The following is a 16603-nucleotide window of genomic DNA, read 5'->3' on the forward strand; positions in this document are numbered from 1 at the left end:
GATGAACCCAATGATCTGTTCTTCGCTAAATCGACTCTTCTTCATTTCCGCCTCTCTTCAAAAGCGGACTTTACTAACTTCTAGATGGTACGGTCTATAGGGAGCAGGTCATTTCCTCCTTCTGCAGAGCAGACAAAGCACGGTCAAGTCTAGATTTTGAATGGACATATCGGAGTGAAAAGATTGAGCGTAGTGCATCAATAATTCTCAGTCTGGCCACTTCACGGGCCACCGCCTCTTCGAGCTCGCCGCTATGAGGTTGGATCGCCGATACCTTCATATCGCCATCTACAATTTCGTCGGGAAAATTCAGCGGCCTCATTTCGTCGCCTCCGAATTTTCCACCTTACGGTTAATTGATTCAGCCTTTGTGGGGCGGCCAACTCGGCGTGCATCAACTGATGCAGCTGCAAGATGCGGCCGTAAGTTCTCAATATACTCAAGCAGATCAACGACCCTCACCATCGGCCTGCCGCCAAATTCGACGGTCGGGATGGGATATTCCTCGTTGTAGATTTTGTTGTAGACCGTCTGTTTTGCCAAGCCACAGGCAAACCCAGCTTCAACACGTGTTAATAGAACTCGATTCTGAAGAAAATCGGGGCGCAGGTTTGCTGCCGATATATATGACATCGGTTGATTCTTGTTCGGATGTTTGTTCATGCCGCACTCCTAATAATTGGACGTGCGCGCGGCGCCGCGCGGAAAATATTTTTCGCACTTTGAATTCGACAAATTCGATTTGCAGAATGGATGCAACCGCCCAGCGCCGCGGGAGGAAGTCAGAAATTGATTCTTGATTAGAATCGCCGCCGAGAATTTAAGACGGACTGATTTGGGGAGCACGCAACTTGGTTGTAGCAAGCTGCAGCAGCTTTAGGCTTCTCGTGGGTTTATGCAGACCCACTAGATGTTAGATAACCAATCGCAAGGACCGGTGTACCTTTGTAAATCCCATCTGATGAGACTGGGATTTTGATGAATTGGGTATTTCTTTTGGGTAATTCTTGGGGTAAATCTATGTCGAGGCGAAAATCGACGGTAGCTATATTCTTAATTCTTGGCGTTCATGTCAACACCTTTCAACAACTTTTTTCGCCTTTAATTTCCCACGCCCTACCCTAATTTCTGCGCCAGTTTTTCGGCATGAAGATGCGTGTAACGTTGAAGCATCTTCAATGTCTTGTGCCCAGAAATACTGGCAATCTCAAGCATTGAGAGGTCACCGCGTTCCGATAACCTAGACAGTGCTTCATGCCTTAAGTCGTGGAAAGTGTAATCGTTGATTTTTGCGCGCTTAACTGCGGCAATGAACGCATGGTATAGCGTCATGCGTCCAAGATTGAATACCTTGCCGCTGTTGATATGAATGGGCAGGCTTTCCAGTATCGAAAGAGCTTGGCTTGATAAAGGAACCGGTCGGTCTTCTCCGTTTTTCGTTTCGCGCAGCAATGCCACACGGCGCTTTTTATTGACATCCTTCCACTGCAGATTAAGAAGTTCACCTTGGCGGGCCCCTAGTGCAACAGCGAGTTGGACACATGGCCACAAGCTGCGATTGCGACTGGCGCGGCACTCAATTTCCAGACGATCCCATTCATTTTCAGTCAGGCGCCGGTCGCGCCCCGCAGAATCTTTCGGCATGCGAACCTTTCTCACAGGATTGCCGCGAGGCAGATCAATGCCCTCTTCGATTTCCGCGAACCCCATCAGCTTGCTCAGCATGTTCAGTTCTTTTTTTACGGTGCTGCCTGAAATCGGTTTGCCGTGCCACATATCAGCCAGACGATCATCGCGATATTGCGCCACCACACGTTGATCGATAGCGGCCAGACAATATTTTCCGAGGCGCTTCTTGAGGTGTGCGCATTGGAATTTGTAAGCCTCTTTACCGTCCTCGCGTCGCTTGTATTGGAAAGGGGCATGCTCTTTCAGGAATGTGTCGATGAGATCGCCTAGGGTGGTTCGTTCCGCTTCTGATCGATTGAAGTAAATACCTTTATCCATCTTCGATTCGATGTCGCGCGACCACTTGATTGCCGCGTCTTCCGTTTCAAATGTCTTCGTTGCAGTCGGGAATCCCTTGCGACGAATTTGAACGTGCCACTGATAAGGACCTTTTTTTCGGATAGTTGCCATAGATGCGCCTCGCTGTGCCAAAAATGTGCCAAATACTCTTTTTTCAACCTAGCACAGCTTCGAAAAACCTATTTCCAATGGGTTTCAGGGCTTGAAATTACCCGGCTGGAAAGCGTGTGTGGGGTAATACCCCACCGCGGGTTCGAATCCCGCCCTCTCCGCCAGATACAGATCGCCCCATGTGGGCGATTTTTGTTTTCGCACACAGCAAGAGCGTATAGACTGGACCATGGTCCAGACTCTTGGAGTTCCGCGCTAATCCCATGTTTCAGTTGCAGGAGATCACAGGTCGCATGCCACTTCGGCTCCGCCTTGGCCGGACCGTGTCGGGCGTGTTCGCCCTATTCGCGTTAACCCTCTTGTCGATCGGAGAAGTCCACGCCGAATCCAGACAGATTCGGGTCGGTTTGTACGAGAATCCTCCCAAGATATTCAGTATGGCGGATGGCAAGGCTTCCGGCATCCTGGCGGATGTCCTGCGAGAGATCGCCCGGCAGGAGGATTGGGACATCGTCTTCGTCGCCTGCGAATGGCAGAGTTGTCTGGAGCTGCTCAGCAACGGCAAGATCGACCTGATGCCAGATGTCGCCTTCACCGAAGAACGGGAAACCCGCTTCGACTTTCACGCCACGCCGGCATTGCACAGTTGGACCCAGATCTTCCGCAACAAGCACACCAGCCTTTCATCCATGCTGGACCTGAACGGGAAGCGCATCGCCGTGCTCGATGGCGGCATGCAACAGGATCGGTTGGCGGGGATGCTGCTCAATTTCGGTATCAAGGCACAGCTCGTTCCGACGCGAAGTTATGAAGAGGCTTTCCAGCTGACGCAGGCCGGGAAAGCCGATGCGGCGGTCACCAACCACCATTTCGGCGAGTTCCAGGCGGGACGCTATTCACTTATCGATACTGGGATCTATTTCAACCCTGCCCGTTTGTATTACGCGACGGCCCACGGCAGGAATGCCGAGCTGTTGCAGGCTATCGACCGTCATCTGGTCGATTGGCAGACAGACCCGAATTCCGAGTATTTCCGGATACTCAAGCACTGGGTGGCACCCGATCCGACGGTCGTCGTTCCGGAATACCTGAAGCAATCGTTGTGGTTCCTCATCGCGTTGTTGCTGACGACGGGTGCCGTGGCGCTGGTGTTGCGGCGGCGCTTGAGGGCGCGCACCCGTTATTTGCGCGAGACCCGCTCGCAGTTGCAATCGACTCTGGATGCCCTGCCCGATCTGCTGTTCGAGGTCGATGCCGACGGCAAGTACCTCGACTATCACTCACCGCGCACGGAACTGCTGGCTCTGCCCAGGGAATCCTTCATCGGCAAACGTGTGGACGAGGTGCTGCCTCCGGCGGCGGCAGGGATCGTGAGTTCTGCCATCCTCGAAGCGGGTGAAAAAGGTTACTCCCAGGGGCGGCAGATCGAACTGGGACTATCGGATGGCACGCACTGGTTCGAGCTTTCCGTCTCGCGCAAACCTGCGGAGCCCGGGAAAACGCCGAGCTATATCGTGCTGTCGCGCGACATCAGCGGGCGCAAGGTGGTCGAAGGCAAGCTGCTGCGTATGACCAATCTTTACAACGCGCTCAGCCAATGCAACCAGGCCATCGTGCGGAGCAAATCCGAGCAAGAACTGTTCGACATCATCTGTCGGGATGTGGTGGAGCTGGGCGGGATGGAGATGGCCTGGATAGGCATGCTCGATACGAAGGATTCACTGATAAGGCCGGCGGCCGCGTTCGGCAACGGCACCGAGTATCTGGAAGGATTGGAGATCTCGGTGGACGCGGATGCGCCGAACGGGCGTGGCCCGACGGGCATCTGTGTACGCGAGCGGCGGCCGTACTGGTGCCAGGACTTCCAGCGTGATCCGGCGACTGCACGCTGGCACGAACGAGCGGCCTTGTTCGGCTGGGGGAGTTCAGCATCTTTGCCCCTCCTCTGCAAAGGGCAAGTCGTCGGCGCATTCTCGCTCTATGGCAAAGAGGTCAATGCCTTCGACGAGGCCGCCAGCGCGTTGCTGCTGGAGATGGCGATGGACATCAGCTATGCGCTGGACCGCTTCGCCGACGATGCATACCTCAGGCAAACGACCCGGGAGTTGCGCGACAAGGATGAGCTATACCGCACCGCATTCTTCACCAGTCCGGATGCGGTCAACATCACCCGTGTCCGCGACGGCATGTATCTGGATGTGAATGAAGGATTCGAGCGATTGACCGGCTGGCGCAGGGATGAGGTGATCGGCAAGACGTCGCTGGAGCTCAGCGTGTGGCACAAGCCCGAGGACAGGAAGCGGCTGGTGGAACGCCTTCAACAGGATGGCTACTGCGAGAACCTCGAGGCCGAGTTCAGGATGAAGGACGGCAGCACCATCATCGGCCTGATGTCAGCCAAAGGTGTGGAGATCAAAGGCGAACCCTGCATCCTGTCGATCACGCGCGACATCTCGCATCTGCGCCAGACCGAGTCCTCGCTGCTCAAGCTGTCGCTGGCGGTCGAGCAAAGCCCGAACACCATCGTCATCACCGATCTGGAAGCGCGTATCGAATACGCCAACCAGGCATTCAGCTCCGTCACCGGCTATACGCTGGATGAGGTCAGGGGCAAGAATCCGCGTTTCCTGCAGTCAGGGTTGACCCCTAAAGCGACCTACGACGATATGTGGGCACACCTTACTGCCGGCGAGGCCTGGCATGGCGAGCTGACCAACAAACGCAAGGACGGCACTATCTATATCGAGGCGGCGACGCTGTCGCCGGTGCGCCAGGCGGACGGACGCATCACCCATTATCTGGCGGTCAAGGAGGACATCACCAACCGCAAGAATGACGAAGCGCGCATCCTGCAGCTGTCCAACTTCGACCTGTTGACCGGACTTCCCAACCGCAGCCAGCTGAACGAACATCTAGCCTACGCGATCGGTTTTGCCCAGCGCAATCGCGAGAAACTTGCCGTGATGTTCCTGGATCTGGACCGCTTCAAGAACATCAACGACACACTGGGTCACAGTGTCGGCGACCAGTATCTGATCGAGATCGCACGCCGCCTGAAACACACCGTGCGCGAGGAAGACACCGTCTCCCGGCTGGGGGGGGATGAGTTCATCCTGCTGTTCCCCGGTGCGGATGGCGATGCGGCTGCGCAGGTGGCCAGCAAATTGCTGGATGCGGTCAGGCGGCCCTGCGTGATCGACAAGCACGAACTTACCGACACCGCGTCCGTCGGTATCGCGATCTATCCGGATGACGGCCTGACGGCGGAAGAACTGCTGAAGAATGCCGACACCGCCATGAACCGCCTCAAACAGGGCAGCCGCAACGATTTCCGTTTCTTCACGCAGGAGATGCAGGCGCACTCGGTCCGCAACATGCAACTGCTCAACGCCTTGCGCCAGGCTCTGGCGCGCGACGAGTTGCATCTGCATTACCAGCCGCAAGTCTCTTTGCTGGATGGCCGGGTCATCGGCGTGGAGGCTTTGCTGCGTTGGCACCATCCCGAGCTGGGGCCGGTCTCCCCTGCCGAATTCATCCCGCTGGCCGAGGAGAGCGGCATGATCATCCCGGTCGGTGAATGGGTGTTGCGCACGGCGACCAGACAGATGAAAGCCTGGCTGGATTCAGGCTTGTCTCCGATGATGGTCGCCGTGAATCTGTCGGCCATCCAGTTCCGCCAGCCCGCCTTGCCGGAACTGGTCACCCGTATCCTCGAGGAGACCGGGCTCGCTGCGGAACATCTGGAACTGGAACTGACGGAAGCCGTTGCGATGGACGATCCGCAATCAGCCGTAGAGATGATGGACAAGCTGCACGGGCTGGGCATACGCATGTCCATCGACGACTTCGGCACGGGCTACTCGTCGCTGAGCTATCTCAAGCGTTTCAAGGTATACAAGCTCAAGATCGACCAGTCTTTCGTGCGCGACCTGACCGACGATCCCGAGGACAAAGCCATCGTCACTGCCATCATCAATCTTGCCAGCAGCCTGGGCATGCACACCATCGCAGAAGGGGTCGAGACGGCTGGCCAGCTGGCTTATCTGCGCTTGCAAGGGTGTGACGAGGTGCAGGGGTACTACTTCAGCAAACCGCTCTCGGCACAGGATCTGGAAGCGTATCTGCGTCGGCAGTCGGCCTGACGCCACTAACGGAAGAGAATCGAATGAGCCAGAAACGTACCGCCTTCTTCGTATCCGACCGCACCGGTCTGACCGTGGAAAAACTGGGGCGCAGCCTGTTGTCACAATTCGAAGGGATCGAATTCGCGCGCATCACTCTGCCCTTCGTCGATTCGGCGGAGAAGGCACGCGAGGCGGTGCAACGCATCAATCAGACCGCACAGACCGACGGTCAACGACCCATCGTGTTCAGCACGCTGATCGTGCCGGAGATCCACGACATCATCGAAGAATGCGATGCACTCATCCTCGACCTGTTCGAGAGCTTCATCGTACCGCTGGAGAACGAGCTTGGCATGCCTTCCTCGCACGCCATCGGCCGATCGCACCAGACCGGCATGTATTACAACGAACGCATGGATGCAGTGAACTACGCGCTGAACCACGATGACGGCGGCGTCACGCGCGACCTCGGCCGGGCGGACATCATCCTGGTGGGCGTCTCGCGTTGCGGAAAATCACCGACCTCGCTCTATCTGGCCCTGCAGTTCGGTATCTTCGCGGCGAACTATCCGCTGGTACCGGAGGATTTCGAGAAGCATGCCCTGCCGCAGGCGCTCAAACCGCTGACCGGCAAACTGTACGGGCTGACCATCCAGCCTGAGCGCCTCAGCCAGATACGCGCCGAGCGCATGCCAAACAGCCGTTATGCGTCTCTGGAGAATTGCCGCAAGGAACTACAACAGGCAGAAGAACTGATGCAGCAGGCAAGGATCCCCATCCTCGATGTGACGACCATCTCGGTGGAAGAGATCGCCACTACCCTGCTCCATCTGACCGGACTGAAACGCTAACGTCTCTGGCGCGCCGCCTCGAACAGGCACACCGCAGCGGCGGCTGCAGCGTTCAACGATTCCACCTTGCCCGGCATCGGGATGATGAAGCGTTGCCGGGCTTTGGCTTGCAGCGCGGCGGTCAAGCCTGCCCCTTCGTTGCCGATGGCAAAGGCGATCTTGCCGCGCAGGTCGCAGTCGTAAAGTGACGTCTTCGCCTCCAGCGAGGAGGCGAAAAGGCTGCCATCAAAGCGCGAGGCGATATCAATAAGATCGCCAGATGCATTGATTCCAATAGTAAAGTGCCCGCCCATTGCGGCGCGCAGCACGCGTGGCGACCAGACATCGGCGCAGCCCTGAGACAGATAGACCACATCGCATCCGGCGGCGGCGGCACTGCGCAGGATGGAACCCAGATTGCCCGGATCCTGCACATCTTCCAGCAGCAAGGCGAAGTTCGCTTTGCTCGTATCGGCAGGCGGGATGTCGATCAGGGTCAGCAGGCCGTTCGGGGTCTTCAACTCGGAGAGCTGCTTGAACAATGCTTCGTCGAGCAGGGTGCAGGGGACGTTCGGACAATCCGCGCGCAACCGGCTGATCTCGACATCCTCCAGCGCCGCAGGGCTGATGAGGATGTGCGCAGGGTGTCGTCCGCTATCGAGCCAGGCGCGCAGCAGATGTGGCCCGTCCAGCAACGTCTGCCCCGCATCACGGCGTTCCCGCGACGAGGTCGTCAGTCTGAGTAGGGATTTGAAAAAGGTATTGTCGCGCGAGCTGATGCGCTTGAGGTCGGACATCAGTCGCGCGGGTCGCCGCTCTGGTCGATCAGGCTGCCCATCTCCTCCAGCGCGGGCAGTTCGCCCAGACTACGGAGATTGAGGTCGTCCAGCAGTTGTTGGGTGGTGGCATACAGCGCCGGTTTACCCGGTGTATCGCGGGTACCGATGACCTCGATCCAGTTGCGACCCTCCAGGGTTTTCAGTATCTGCGACGAAACGGCCACGCCGCGGATGTCCTCGATGTCACCGCGCGTCACCGGCTGGCGATAGGCGATGATGGCCAGCGTCTCCATCACTGCGCGGGAATAGCGCGGGGGTTTCTGCGGGTCCAGCCTGTCCAGGAATTCCTGCATCTCCGGGCGTGCACGGAAACGCCAACCGCTGGCGACGCGGGTCAACTCGATGCCGCTGTCATCATATTTCTCGCCCAGTTCCTGCATCAACACCTCGACCTGCCGATTCTCCAGCGCCACCCCGCTCAGGCGCTTCAGTTCCGCCGGAGACAAGGGTTCCTGCGTGGTGAGCAGCGCGGCCTCGAAGATGCGTTTGAGTTGGGCCATATCCATATCCACCACGGCCAGTTCACCACCGACCTCTTCGGTCAGCACCGGCAAGGATGGTGACTCCACCAGCGCTTCATCGCTCATGGCTGCTTCATTCTGCTGTGATGGCGCGACAGGTTCGGACATAGATGTTCCCCAGTGACTCGGTTTGTGTGATCTCGATCAGTGTCTCTTTGGCCAGTTCGAGGATGGCGATGAAGGTGACGACCAGCGTCGGGATGCCTTCTTCCAGCTCGAACAGATCTTCGAACTGCACGAAATCGGCATCGCGCAGACGGCGCAGTACCTTGGTCATCTGTTCGCGCACGGAAAGCTCCTCGCGTCTGACCTTGTGGCTGGCATGCACCTTGGCGCGCGTGAGCAGGGCCAGCCAGGCAGTGCGCAGGTCTTCCACGGTCACATTGGGCAGTCGTTCGACCACGGTGCGTTCAATAAGCACCTGTACCAGTTCGAAGTCGCGCCCGGCCTGCGGCATCTCGTTCAGTTTCTGTGCGGCCAGCTTCATCTGCTCGTATTCCAGCAGACGGCGCATCAGCTCGGCGCGCGGGTCTTCTTCGCTCACCTCGTCGCCCTGCTTGGGCGGGCGCGGCAACAGCATGCGCGATTTGATCTCGATAAGTACGGCCGCCATCAGCAGATACTCGGCGGCCAGCTCCATGCGGTGCTGCTGCATGGCCTCGATGTAGCCGATGTACTGCAGGGTGAGCTGCGCCATCGGGATATCGAGCGGGTCGAGATTGTGGCGGCGGATCAGGTAGAGCAACAGGTCGAGCGGTCCCTGGAACGACTCCAGCGCCACTTCCAGCGCGTCCGGCGGGATGAACAGATCGTGCGGCATCTCCGTCATCGGCTGCCCGTGGACGAACGCCACGGGCGTGGTCATCGGCAGATCGCTCTGGGAAAGCAGTTCGCTCACTTGTATTCCAGTCCCATCACTTCGCGCACATCGCGCATGGTGTCGATCGCCAGCTTGCGTGCCTTCTCGCAACCGTCGGCGATGATGTTGCGCACCAGCGACGGGTCGTCCAGATAGCGCTGGGCGCGTTCGCGCATCGGGCGTTGCTCGCTCAGCACGCCGTCGATGACCGGCTGCTTGCACTCGATACAGCCGATGCCGGCACTGCGGCAACCCTGCCGCACCCATTGCCGCACTTCGTCGTTCGAATAGACCTCATGCAGCTGCCATACCGGGCATTTGTCCGGATCTCCGGCATCGGTACGGCGGATGCGTGCCGGGTCGGTGGGCATGGTCTTGATCTTCTTCGCCACCTCGGCCTCATCCTCGCGCAGGCTGATAGTGTTGCCGTAGGACTTGGACATCTTCTGCCCGTCCAGCCCCGGCATCTTCGAGGCGGCGGTCAGCATCGCCTGCGGTTCGGACAGGATCATCTTGCCGCCGCCCTCCAGATAACCGAACAGTCGCTCGCGGTCGCCGTGCGACAAGTTCTGCTGCTCGTCCAGCAGGGCCTTGGCAGATTGCAGCGCCTCGTCATCCCCCTGCTCCTGGAAACGGGTACGCAGCTCGGCATACAGCTTGCCCTTCTTGCTGCCCAGTTTCTTCACAGCGGCCAGTGCCTTCTCCTCGAAGCCGGCTTCGCGGCCGTAGATGTGGTTGAAGCGGCGCGCGATCTCGCGCGTGAACTCGATGTGCGGCACCTGGTCCTCGCCTACCGGCACCTGGGTGGCGCGGTAGATCAGGATGTCGGCACTCTGCAACAGGGGGTAACCGAGGAAACCATAGGTGGACAGGTCCTTGCCGGTCAGCTTTTCCTGCTGGTCCTTGTAGGTCGGCATGCGCTCCAGCCAACCCAAGGGCGTGATCATGGACAGCAGCAGGTGCAGCTCGGCATGTTCCGGCACCCGCGACTGGATGAACAGCGTGGCATGCGCCGGATCGACTCCGGCCGCCAGCCAGTCGATCACCATGTCCCACACACTCTGCTCGATGATCTGCGGCGAGTCGTAATGCGTGGTCAGCGCGTGCCAATCGGCCGCGAAGAAATAGCACTCATACTCGTGCTGCATGCGCACCCAGTTCTTCAGCACACCATGGTAGTGGCCAAGATGCAGGTTACCTGTGGGACGCATCCCGGATAAAACACGATCAGCAAACATTATTTGGACTTCACATTCACAAGAAAAAGTTGATCAGATCGATCACCGCCATCACCGGTGGCGTCAATATCCAGCCCAGCAACGGCGTGATGGCCAGCCCGATGAGGATGAACAGGCCATACGGCTCGACACGCGAAAGCTGGTAGGCCTGACGATGCGGCAACAAACTGACCGCCACGCGACCGCCGTCCAGCGGCGGCAAAGGCAACATATTCAGCACCATCAGGATGACGTTGATTTTAACCCCGATCTGCGCCATTTCCATCATCGGTTCGGAAAAGTAGCCGTGCGGGAAGGTCCATGCCAGCTTGGCCACCAACGCCCACATGATCGCCATCAGCAGATTGCTGGCCGGGCCGGCGATGGCGACCCACAGCATGTCCTGTTTGGGGCGGCGCAGCGCCGAGAAGTTGACCGGTACCGGTTTGGCCCAACCGAACAGGATGCCGCCCAGCACCAGTGTCAGCAGCGGCAGCAGGATCGTGCCGACCGGGTCGATATGGCGCAGTGGATTGAGCGAGATGCGTCCCTGCTGGTAGGCCGTCATATCGCCGAAATGGCGTGCCACGTAACCGTGCGCCGCTTCGTGCAGCGTGATCGCGAACAACACCGGGATGGCCGCGACTGCGATGAGCTGGATCAGATGGTCCATCTAGTCTTCGATCCCGAACGGTGCCGCATCGCCGCGTCCGGCACGCAGCAACTGGGGCGTGGCCCCTGTCAGGTCTATCACCGTGGTCGGATCGATGCCGACGGCCCCGCCCTCGATGACCAGATCCACGCGATGCTCCAGCTGTTCGCGTATCTCGTCGATATCGGTGAGCGGGAAAGGTTCATCCGGCAGGATCAGAGTGGAACTCAGTAATGGTTCGCCCAGCTCCTGCAGCAGTGCCAGTGCCACCGGATGGTCGGGGATGCGTACCCCGACCGTACTGCGTTTGGGATGCTGCAAACGGCGCGGCACTTCCTTGGTGGCCTGCAGGATGAAGGTGTAGGCACCGGGCGTGTTGTTCTTGAGCAGGCGGAACTGCACGTTGTCCACCCGCCCATAGTTGGAAAGTTCGGACAGGTCGCGGCACACCAGCGTCATGTGATGCTGTTCATCCAGATCGCGGATCTGGCGGATGCGTGCCACCGCGTCCTTGTCGCCCAGATGGCAACCCAGGGCATAGCCGGAATCGGTCGGATAGACGATCACTGCGCCGTCGCGCAGCATCTCGGCTGCCTGCCGGATCAGGCGGGCATTGGGATTGTCGGGGTGGATATTGAAGAACTGTGCCATCAGGCTGCTTTCAGTTGTGTGTTGTGCTGCCAGTGTTCCCACACCGGGCGGCAGTTGTCCGGCAGGTCGGGCAGACGGCCGAGATCACGGTAGCTTTCCTGCGGGCCGTGGAAATCCGAGCCGCACGAGGACAACAAATGGAATTCCTCGGCGTAGCGGGAGAATTCCGCATATTGCGGCGGCGTGTGGCTGCCAGTCACCACTTCCAGCGCGCTTCCGCCCAGCTCCACGAACTCTTCCAGCAGCTCGTGCATGGTCTGCTTGCCCATGCTGTGACGGCCCACCATATAGCGTCCGGGATGGGCCAGCACGGCGATGCCGCCGCTGCCGCGTATCCACGAGATCGCCTCTCCCAGATCTGCCCATTGGTGCGGGACATAACCCGGCTTGCCACTCGCCAGATAGCGGTTGAACACGCTCTTCACATCCTTGCAGCGGCCGGACTCGACCAGAAAACGGGCGAAATGGGTGCGGCCGATCATGTTGGGATTGGTGGTGAACTTGTATGCGCCTTCCAGCGTACCGCCGATGCCGACCTTGGCCAGCTCGTCGGCCATCTTCTGCGCGCGCAGACCGCGTCCGCTGCGCACTGTCGCCAGCCCCGCAACCAGAGGCTGGTAGGTCGGGTCGATGTTCAGGCCGACCAGATGCAAAGTGTGCTTACGCCAGGAGACGGATATCTCGACGCCGTTGATGAAAGTCATGCCGATCTTTTCGGCCTCCGCCTTCGCCCTGTCCAGACCGGATATCTCGTCATGGTCGGTCAGCGCCAGCATGGTCACCCCGCGCTCCGCCGCACGCGCCACCAGTTCCTCCGGTGTCAGCGTGCCGTCTGAACAGCTGGAATGACAATGCAGGTCGATATCAAGCATCACCGCCGCCCTTCTTCATGACCTTGCCCTCTTCGGCGCGCTTCTTGCGCACCTCCTTCGGGTCGGCGATCAAGGGGCGGTAGATCTCGATGCGGTCCTTCTCGCGCATCACCACATCCGCCTTGCTCAGTTTGCCGAAGATGCCGTATTTGGCTTTTTCGGGATCGATCTCAGGATACTTGGCAAGGATGCCCGACAAGCGCACAGCATCACCCAGCGTGGTACCGACCGGCACCGGGAACTTGAGCAGCGTCTGCTCGTGCGGCAAGGCATAGACCAGCTCGATATCGATGTTTTCGGTGTTCATGCTGTGGCGTAGATCTTTTCTGCACGGTGGATGAAAGCATCCACGAAACTGTTGGCGATGTAATGGAACACCGGCCCCACCATCTTCTCCAGTAGCTTGCTGGAAAATTCATAATGCAGACGGAATTCTATTTTACAGGCTTCCTCGTTCAAGGGTATGAAACGCCAGCTACCGTCCAACTGCTGGAACGGTCCTTTTTTTAGCTTCATCATGATCAGGAACGGCGGCTCGCGCAGGTTCTCGGTGGAAAAGTGCTGTTTGATGTGGTGGTAATCGATATGCACCGTGGCATGCATGGTCGTTCCTTGCATATCGTCCACGGACGCGCCGCCGCACCAGGGCAGGAACTGCGGATATTCCTCGACACGATCCACCAGATTGAACATCTGCTCCGCCGTATGCGCCACGAGTACCGTCTTCTCCACCAACGCCATGCTTCAACTAGCCCGTCATCAAAGGCTGGTAGAATAGCGTAACCACAGGCAAAACACATCTTCCAATGAGTATCATCCAGAACAAAAAAGCCTTTCACGACTACTTCATCGAAGACAAACATGAAGCGGGCATCATGCTCGAAGGCTGGGAAGTCAAAGCCATCCGCGCCGGTCGGGTGCAGCTCAAGGAAGCGTATGTGCTGGCCAAGGACGGCGCACTTTGGCTGTTCGGCTCGCACATCAGTCCCCTCCTGAACGCCTCCACCCACATCCACCCCGACCCCGTGCGCACCCGCAAGTTGCTGTTGCACAAGCATGAGATCGACAAACTCATCGGCAAAGTGCAACGTGCCGGCTTCACCCTCATTCCCTTGGACATGCACTACAAAGGCGGCCGCGTGAAGCTGGAGATCGGGCTGGCCAAGGGGAAAAAAGAACACGACAAACGCGCTACGGAGAAAGAAAAAGAATCCAGACGCGAAGCTGCACAAGCTATGAAGAAAGAGCGGCGATAAATTGATTCGCAATGCCTTTATGATATTTCTTTTGGGCATCACCCTCCCCGCCTTCGCCCAACCGAAAGGAGCCCACATGCCCGACTCGACGACTCAAACCGCCTACCTTGCCGGTGGCTGCTTCTGGGGGATGGAAGAACTGGTGCGGCAGATCCCCGGTGTGCTGGAGACTGAGGTCGGCTATACAGGCGGCGATGTGCCGAATGCGAACTATGACATCGTGAAGACGGGGCGTAGCGGCCATGCCGAGTCGTTGAAGATCGTGTTCGATCCGGCCAGGCTGACCTATCGCCACCTGTTGTTCGAGTTCTTCCGCATGCACAACCCGACCACGCGCAACCAGCAAGGGAACGACCGGGGCACGCAATACCGGTCGGCCATCTTCTATGTCAGCGATGCACAACGCGATACCGCAGCAGAGGTTATACGCACCGTGGATGCTTCGGGCGAATGGGGTGCCAAGGTGGTGACCGAGGTCACGCCGTTCAAGGAGTTCTGGCCCGCCGAGGAATATCACCAGAAATATCTGGTAAAGAATCCGCGTGGCTACACCTGCCACGTCAACCGCGGTTACCGTCTGGGGGAATGAGCGTGAAGCTGCGTTTTCTGGATGGCACCGCCCTCACGCTCTGGGTCGGCAGTCTTTGGACGGTGGGTTATCTGGCCGTGCCCATTCTGTTCCAGGCGCAACCCGATAAACAACTGGCAGGCATGCTGGCGGGCGAGATGTTCCGCGTGCAGGGTTTCGTGGGGATCACTTGCGGCGTTTATCTGCTGCTGCGGGACGGAGTGAAGTTCGGCAAGCTGGCCTTGCGCCAACCCGCCTTCCTCGCCATCGCGCTGATGCTGCTCATCACGCTGGCCATCCAGTTCGGTATCCAGCCGTTGATGGCCGGGCTGAAATCCCAGGCCCTGCCGCTGGAGGTGATGAAAAGCCCGCTGGCGGATAGCTTCGCCATGTGGCACGGCATCTCCAGCATCCTGTACCTGATCGAGAGCCTGCTGGGACTTTCTTCCCTCTATCTTTTCCTGCGCAACGATCCGCGACACTGAGCCTGCGTTCCCGCATGCCCGCCATCATCCTCACCACGCTTAACGCGCGCTACATCCATGCCTCGCTGGGCTTGCGCTATCTCGCCGCCAACATGGGCGAGCTGGAGAGTGACACCGAGATCATGGAGTTCACCCTGCAGAACCGGGCTGAGGAGATCGTCGAGGCTTTGCTTGCAGCCCAGCCGCGCATCATCGGTTTTGGCGTTTACATTTGGAACGTGAGCGAGATCACCCGCGTGGTCGCCTTGCTGAAATGCGTGGCCCCGCAGATCACCGTGGTGCTGGGCGGGCCGGAGGTCAGTTACGAATGCGATGAACAGGAGGTCGTGCGCCTGGCCGACTACGTGATCACCGGCTGGGGAGACATCAGCTTCCCCAAGCTGTGCCGTGAGTTGATGCGGAAACATCCGCAGGCGCAAAAGGTCATCGCGGGCATCCAGCCGCCGTTGGACGAGATCAAACTGCCCTATGCGTATTACTCGGACAGCGACATCGCGCACCGCACGCTATATGTGGAAGCCTCGCGCGGCTGCCCGTTCAAATGCGAATTTTGCCTCTCGGCGCTGGACAAAACGGCCTGGGCTTTCGATCTGGATCGCATCCTCGACGAACTGGACAAGCTGTATCAGCGCGGCGCGCGCCAGTTCAAATTCGTCGATCGCACTTTCAACCTCAACATCAAGGACAGTGTGCGCATTCTAGAATTCTTCCTTGCGCGGCTGGACGACAGATTGTTCGTGCACTTCGAAGTCATCCCCGATCACCTGCCAGAGCAACTGAAAGCACTGATCGTAAAATTCCCCGCCGGCGCGCTGCAATTCGAGGTGGGCATCCAGACCTTGAACCCCGCCGTGCAGGCGCAGATCTCGCGTAAACAGGACACCGCCAAAGCTGAGGAGAACCTGCGCTGGCTGCGACAGGAAAGTCAGGCGCATATCCACGTCGATCTAATCATCGGTCTGCCCGGTGAAGATGTGGCGAGTATCGCGGCTGGCTTCGACCGTCTGATCGCGCTGAAGCAACAGGAGATCCAGGTCGGCGTGCTCAAGCGTCTGCGCGGCACGCCCATCACCCGCCACACCGAAGCGTACGCCATGCGCTACACCCCGTATCCGCCCTACGCCATCCTCGCCACCGACCGCATCGACTTTTCCACCATGCAAAGGCTGGTGCGCTTTGCGCGCTACTGGAATCTGGTGGGTAATTCGGGACGTTTTGCGAAGACGCTGCCTCTCTTGCTGGGCGAAACTCCGTTCGCCCGCTTCCTGACTTTCTCCGACTGGCTCTACGCCACCACGCGCAAGACGCATCAGATTCCGCTTCCGCTGTTGTTCGATCTGCTTTTCACCGGTCTGACCACCGCGCTTGCCGTGGCGCCGGAAACGGCACGCGCTACGCTGGAGCAGGATTTTATTCAGTCGGGCAGCAAAGAGATGCCGCCGTTCATGAGAAACGAGAAGGATCAGCCCCGCCAGAGCAGGACGGGCAATCCCGCGAAGCGGCAAGCGCGGCTGCAGGTGGAATAACACAACCTGTTGCCACAAATGAAAAGAGCCGCATGCGCGGCTCTTCCCTCGATCCAAACGTGTT

The 16603-nt window shown here is 58.7% G+C and carries 17 protein-coding genes; 6 read left to right on the plus strand and 11 right to left on the minus strand.

Annotated features, from left to right (window positions below; all coding sequences use genetic code 11):
- Positions 1-318 precede the first annotated feature (318 nt).
- Positions 319-663, minus strand: coding sequence for a hypothetical protein (locus ACYPYQ_RS11410; protein ID WP_459723967.1), 345 nt, complete (start codon positions 661-663; stop codon positions 319-321).
- Between the two features lie 453 nt (positions 664-1116).
- Positions 1117-2139 carry a tyrosine-type recombinase/integrase gene (locus ACYPYQ_RS11415; RefSeq protein WP_459723968.1) on the minus strand — a complete coding sequence of 341 codons (1023 nt, stop codon included), beginning with the start codon at positions 2137-2139 and terminating at the stop codon, positions 1117-1119.
- 293 nt (positions 2140-2432) lie between these two features.
- Between ACYPYQ_RS11415 and ACYPYQ_RS11420 the strand changes: the two genes are divergently transcribed.
- Positions 2433-6281, plus strand: coding sequence for an EAL domain-containing protein (locus ACYPYQ_RS11420; protein WP_459723969.1), 3849 nt, complete (start codon positions 2433-2435; stop codon positions 6279-6281).
- A 23-nt stretch (positions 6282-6304) separates the two neighbouring features.
- Positions 6305-7114 (plus strand): posphoenolpyruvate synthetase regulatory kinase/phosphorylase PpsR, encoded by an 810-nt coding sequence (gene ppsR / locus ACYPYQ_RS11425; protein ID WP_459723970.1) that lies wholly within the window; start codon positions 6305-6307, stop codon positions 7112-7114.
- On the opposite strand, the gene ACYPYQ_RS11430 is transcribed toward ppsR, so the two are convergent.
- From ACYPYQ_RS11430 to ACYPYQ_RS11470, 9 genes are all read right to left on the minus strand, one after another.
- Positions 7111-7890, minus strand: a complete 780-nt coding sequence (locus ACYPYQ_RS11430; RefSeq protein ID WP_459723971.1) for a TrmH family RNA methyltransferase — start codon at positions 7888-7890, stop codon at positions 7111-7113. The two genes, ppsR and ACYPYQ_RS11430, sit on opposite strands and share 4 nt — an antisense overlap.
- Entirely contained in the window at positions 7890-8438 is a 549-nt protein-coding gene (gene scpB / locus ACYPYQ_RS11435; RefSeq protein WP_459724096.1) for an SMC-Scp complex subunit ScpB, read from the minus strand. The genes ACYPYQ_RS11430 and scpB overlap by 1 nt, the downstream gene beginning before the upstream one ends.
- Positions 8439-8526: 88 nt before the next feature.
- The gene (locus ACYPYQ_RS11440; protein ID WP_459724098.1) at positions 8527-9318 is read right to left on the minus strand and encodes a segregation and condensation protein A; all 792 of its coding nucleotides are present in this window, start codon (positions 9316-9318) and stop codon (positions 8527-8529) included.
- Between the two features lie 29 nt (positions 9319-9347).
- Positions 9348-10550: a tryptophan--tRNA ligase gene (locus ACYPYQ_RS11445; RefSeq protein ID WP_459723972.1), complete on the minus strand. Its 1203-nt coding sequence runs from the start codon at positions 10548-10550 to the stop codon at positions 9348-9350.
- 16 nt (positions 10551-10566) lie between these two features.
- Positions 10567-11202 (minus strand): site-2 protease family protein, encoded by a 636-nt coding sequence (locus ACYPYQ_RS11450; RefSeq protein ID WP_459723973.1) that lies wholly within the window; start codon positions 11200-11202, stop codon positions 10567-10569.
- The gene (locus tag ACYPYQ_RS11455; RefSeq protein ID WP_459723974.1) at positions 11203-11832 is read right to left on the minus strand and encodes an L-threonylcarbamoyladenylate synthase; all 630 of its coding nucleotides are present in this window, start codon (positions 11830-11832) and stop codon (positions 11203-11205) included.
- A complete protein-coding gene (locus ACYPYQ_RS11460) occupies positions 11832-12704 on the minus strand; it encodes a 3',5'-nucleoside bisphosphate phosphatase (RefSeq protein WP_459723975.1) in 873 nt (290 codons plus the stop codon). The genes ACYPYQ_RS11455 and ACYPYQ_RS11460 overlap by 1 nt, the downstream gene beginning before the upstream one ends.
- A complete protein-coding gene (locus tag ACYPYQ_RS11465) occupies positions 12697-13011 on the minus strand; it encodes an RnfH family protein (protein WP_459723976.1) in 315 nt (104 codons plus the stop codon). Before ACYPYQ_RS11465 ends, ACYPYQ_RS11460 begins: the two co-directional genes overlap by 8 nt.
- Entirely contained in the window at positions 13008-13445 is a 438-nt protein-coding gene (locus tag ACYPYQ_RS11470; protein WP_459723977.1) for a type II toxin-antitoxin system RatA family toxin, read from the minus strand. The genes ACYPYQ_RS11465 and ACYPYQ_RS11470 overlap by 4 nt, the downstream gene beginning before the upstream one ends.
- A 65-nt stretch (positions 13446-13510) precedes the next feature.
- Here ACYPYQ_RS11470 and smpB point away from each other — a divergent pair, with 65 nt between their 5' ends.
- The 4 genes from smpB to ACYPYQ_RS11490 all read left to right on the plus strand — a co-directional run bounded on the left by smpB (position 13511) and on the right by ACYPYQ_RS11490 (position 16539).
- Positions 13511-13960 carry an SsrA-binding protein SmpB gene (gene smpB / locus ACYPYQ_RS11475; RefSeq protein ID WP_459723978.1) on the plus strand — a complete coding sequence of 150 codons (450 nt, stop codon included), beginning with the start codon at positions 13511-13513 and terminating at the stop codon, positions 13958-13960.
- Positions 13961-14036: 76 nt separating this feature from the next.
- On the plus strand, positions 14037-14549 hold the full coding sequence (gene msrA / locus ACYPYQ_RS11480; protein WP_459723979.1) for a peptide-methionine (S)-S-oxide reductase MsrA: 513 nt from the start codon (positions 14037-14039) through the stop codon (positions 14547-14549).
- Complete coding sequence (locus ACYPYQ_RS11485) at positions 14546-15013, plus strand: DUF4149 domain-containing protein (RefSeq protein ID WP_459723980.1); 468 nt, start codon at positions 14546-14548, stop codon at positions 15011-15013. Before msrA ends, ACYPYQ_RS11485 begins: the two co-directional genes overlap by 4 nt.
- Before the next feature lie 14 nt (positions 15014-15027).
- Complete coding sequence (locus ACYPYQ_RS11490) at positions 15028-16539, plus strand: B12-binding domain-containing radical SAM protein (protein WP_459723981.1); 1512 nt, start codon at positions 15028-15030, stop codon at positions 16537-16539.
- Positions 16540-16603: the final 64 nt, after the last annotated feature.

The sequence above is a fragment of the Sideroxyarcus sp. TK5 genome (genome assembly GCF_054601595.1).

Excerpts from the sequence above, each read along its gene's own strand:
- ACYPYQ_RS11410 (WP_459723967.1), bottom strand. The coding sequence starts at position 663 with ATGAACAAACATCCGAACAAGAATCAACCGATGTCATATATATCGGCA.
- ACYPYQ_RS11415 (WP_459723968.1), bottom strand. The coding sequence starts at position 2,139 with ATGGCAACTATCCGAAAAAAAGGTCCTTATCAGTGGCACGTTCAAATT.
- ACYPYQ_RS11420 (WP_459723969.1), top strand. The coding sequence starts at position 2,433 with ATGCCACTTCGGCTCCGCCTTGGCCGGACCGTGTCGGGCGTGTTCGCC.
- ppsR (WP_459723970.1), top strand. The coding sequence starts at position 6,305 with ATGAGCCAGAAACGTACCGCCTTCTTCGTATCCGACCGCACCGGTCTG.
- ACYPYQ_RS11430 (WP_459723971.1), bottom strand. The coding sequence starts at position 7,890 with ATGTCCGACCTCAAGCGCATCAGCTCGCGCGACAATACCTTTTTCAAA.
- scpB (WP_459724096.1), bottom strand. The coding sequence starts at position 8,438 with ATGGATATGGCCCAACTCAAACGCATCTTCGAGGCCGCGCTGCTCACC.
- ACYPYQ_RS11440 (WP_459724098.1), bottom strand. The coding sequence starts at position 9,318 with ATGACCACGCCCGTGGCGTTCGTCCACGGGCAGCCGATGACGGAGATG.
- ACYPYQ_RS11445 (WP_459723972.1), bottom strand. The coding sequence starts at position 10,550 with ATGTTTGCTGATCGTGTTTTATCCGGGATGCGTCCCACAGGTAACCTG.
- ACYPYQ_RS11450 (WP_459723973.1), bottom strand. The coding sequence starts at position 11,202 with ATGGACCATCTGATCCAGCTCATCGCAGTCGCGGCCATCCCGGTGTTG.
- ACYPYQ_RS11455 (WP_459723974.1), bottom strand. The coding sequence starts at position 11,832 with ATGGCACAGTTCTTCAATATCCACCCCGACAATCCCAATGCCCGCCTG.
- ACYPYQ_RS11460 (WP_459723975.1), bottom strand. The coding sequence starts at position 12,704 with ATGCTTGATATCGACCTGCATTGTCATTCCAGCTGTTCAGACGGCACG.
- ACYPYQ_RS11465 (WP_459723976.1), bottom strand. The coding sequence starts at position 13,011 with ATGAACACCGAAAACATCGATATCGAGCTGGTCTATGCCTTGCCGCAC.
- ACYPYQ_RS11470 (WP_459723977.1), bottom strand. The coding sequence starts at position 13,445 with ATGGCGTTGGTGGAGAAGACGGTACTCGTGGCGCATACGGCGGAGCAG.
- smpB (WP_459723978.1), top strand. The coding sequence starts at position 13,511 with ATGAGTATCATCCAGAACAAAAAAGCCTTTCACGACTACTTCATCGAA.
- msrA (WP_459723979.1), top strand. The coding sequence starts at position 14,037 with ATGCCCGACTCGACGACTCAAACCGCCTACCTTGCCGGTGGCTGCTTC.
- ACYPYQ_RS11485 (WP_459723980.1), top strand. The coding sequence starts at position 14,546 with ATGAGCGTGAAGCTGCGTTTTCTGGATGGCACCGCCCTCACGCTCTGG.
- ACYPYQ_RS11490 (WP_459723981.1), top strand. The coding sequence starts at position 15,028 with ATGCCCGCCATCATCCTCACCACGCTTAACGCGCGCTACATCCATGCC.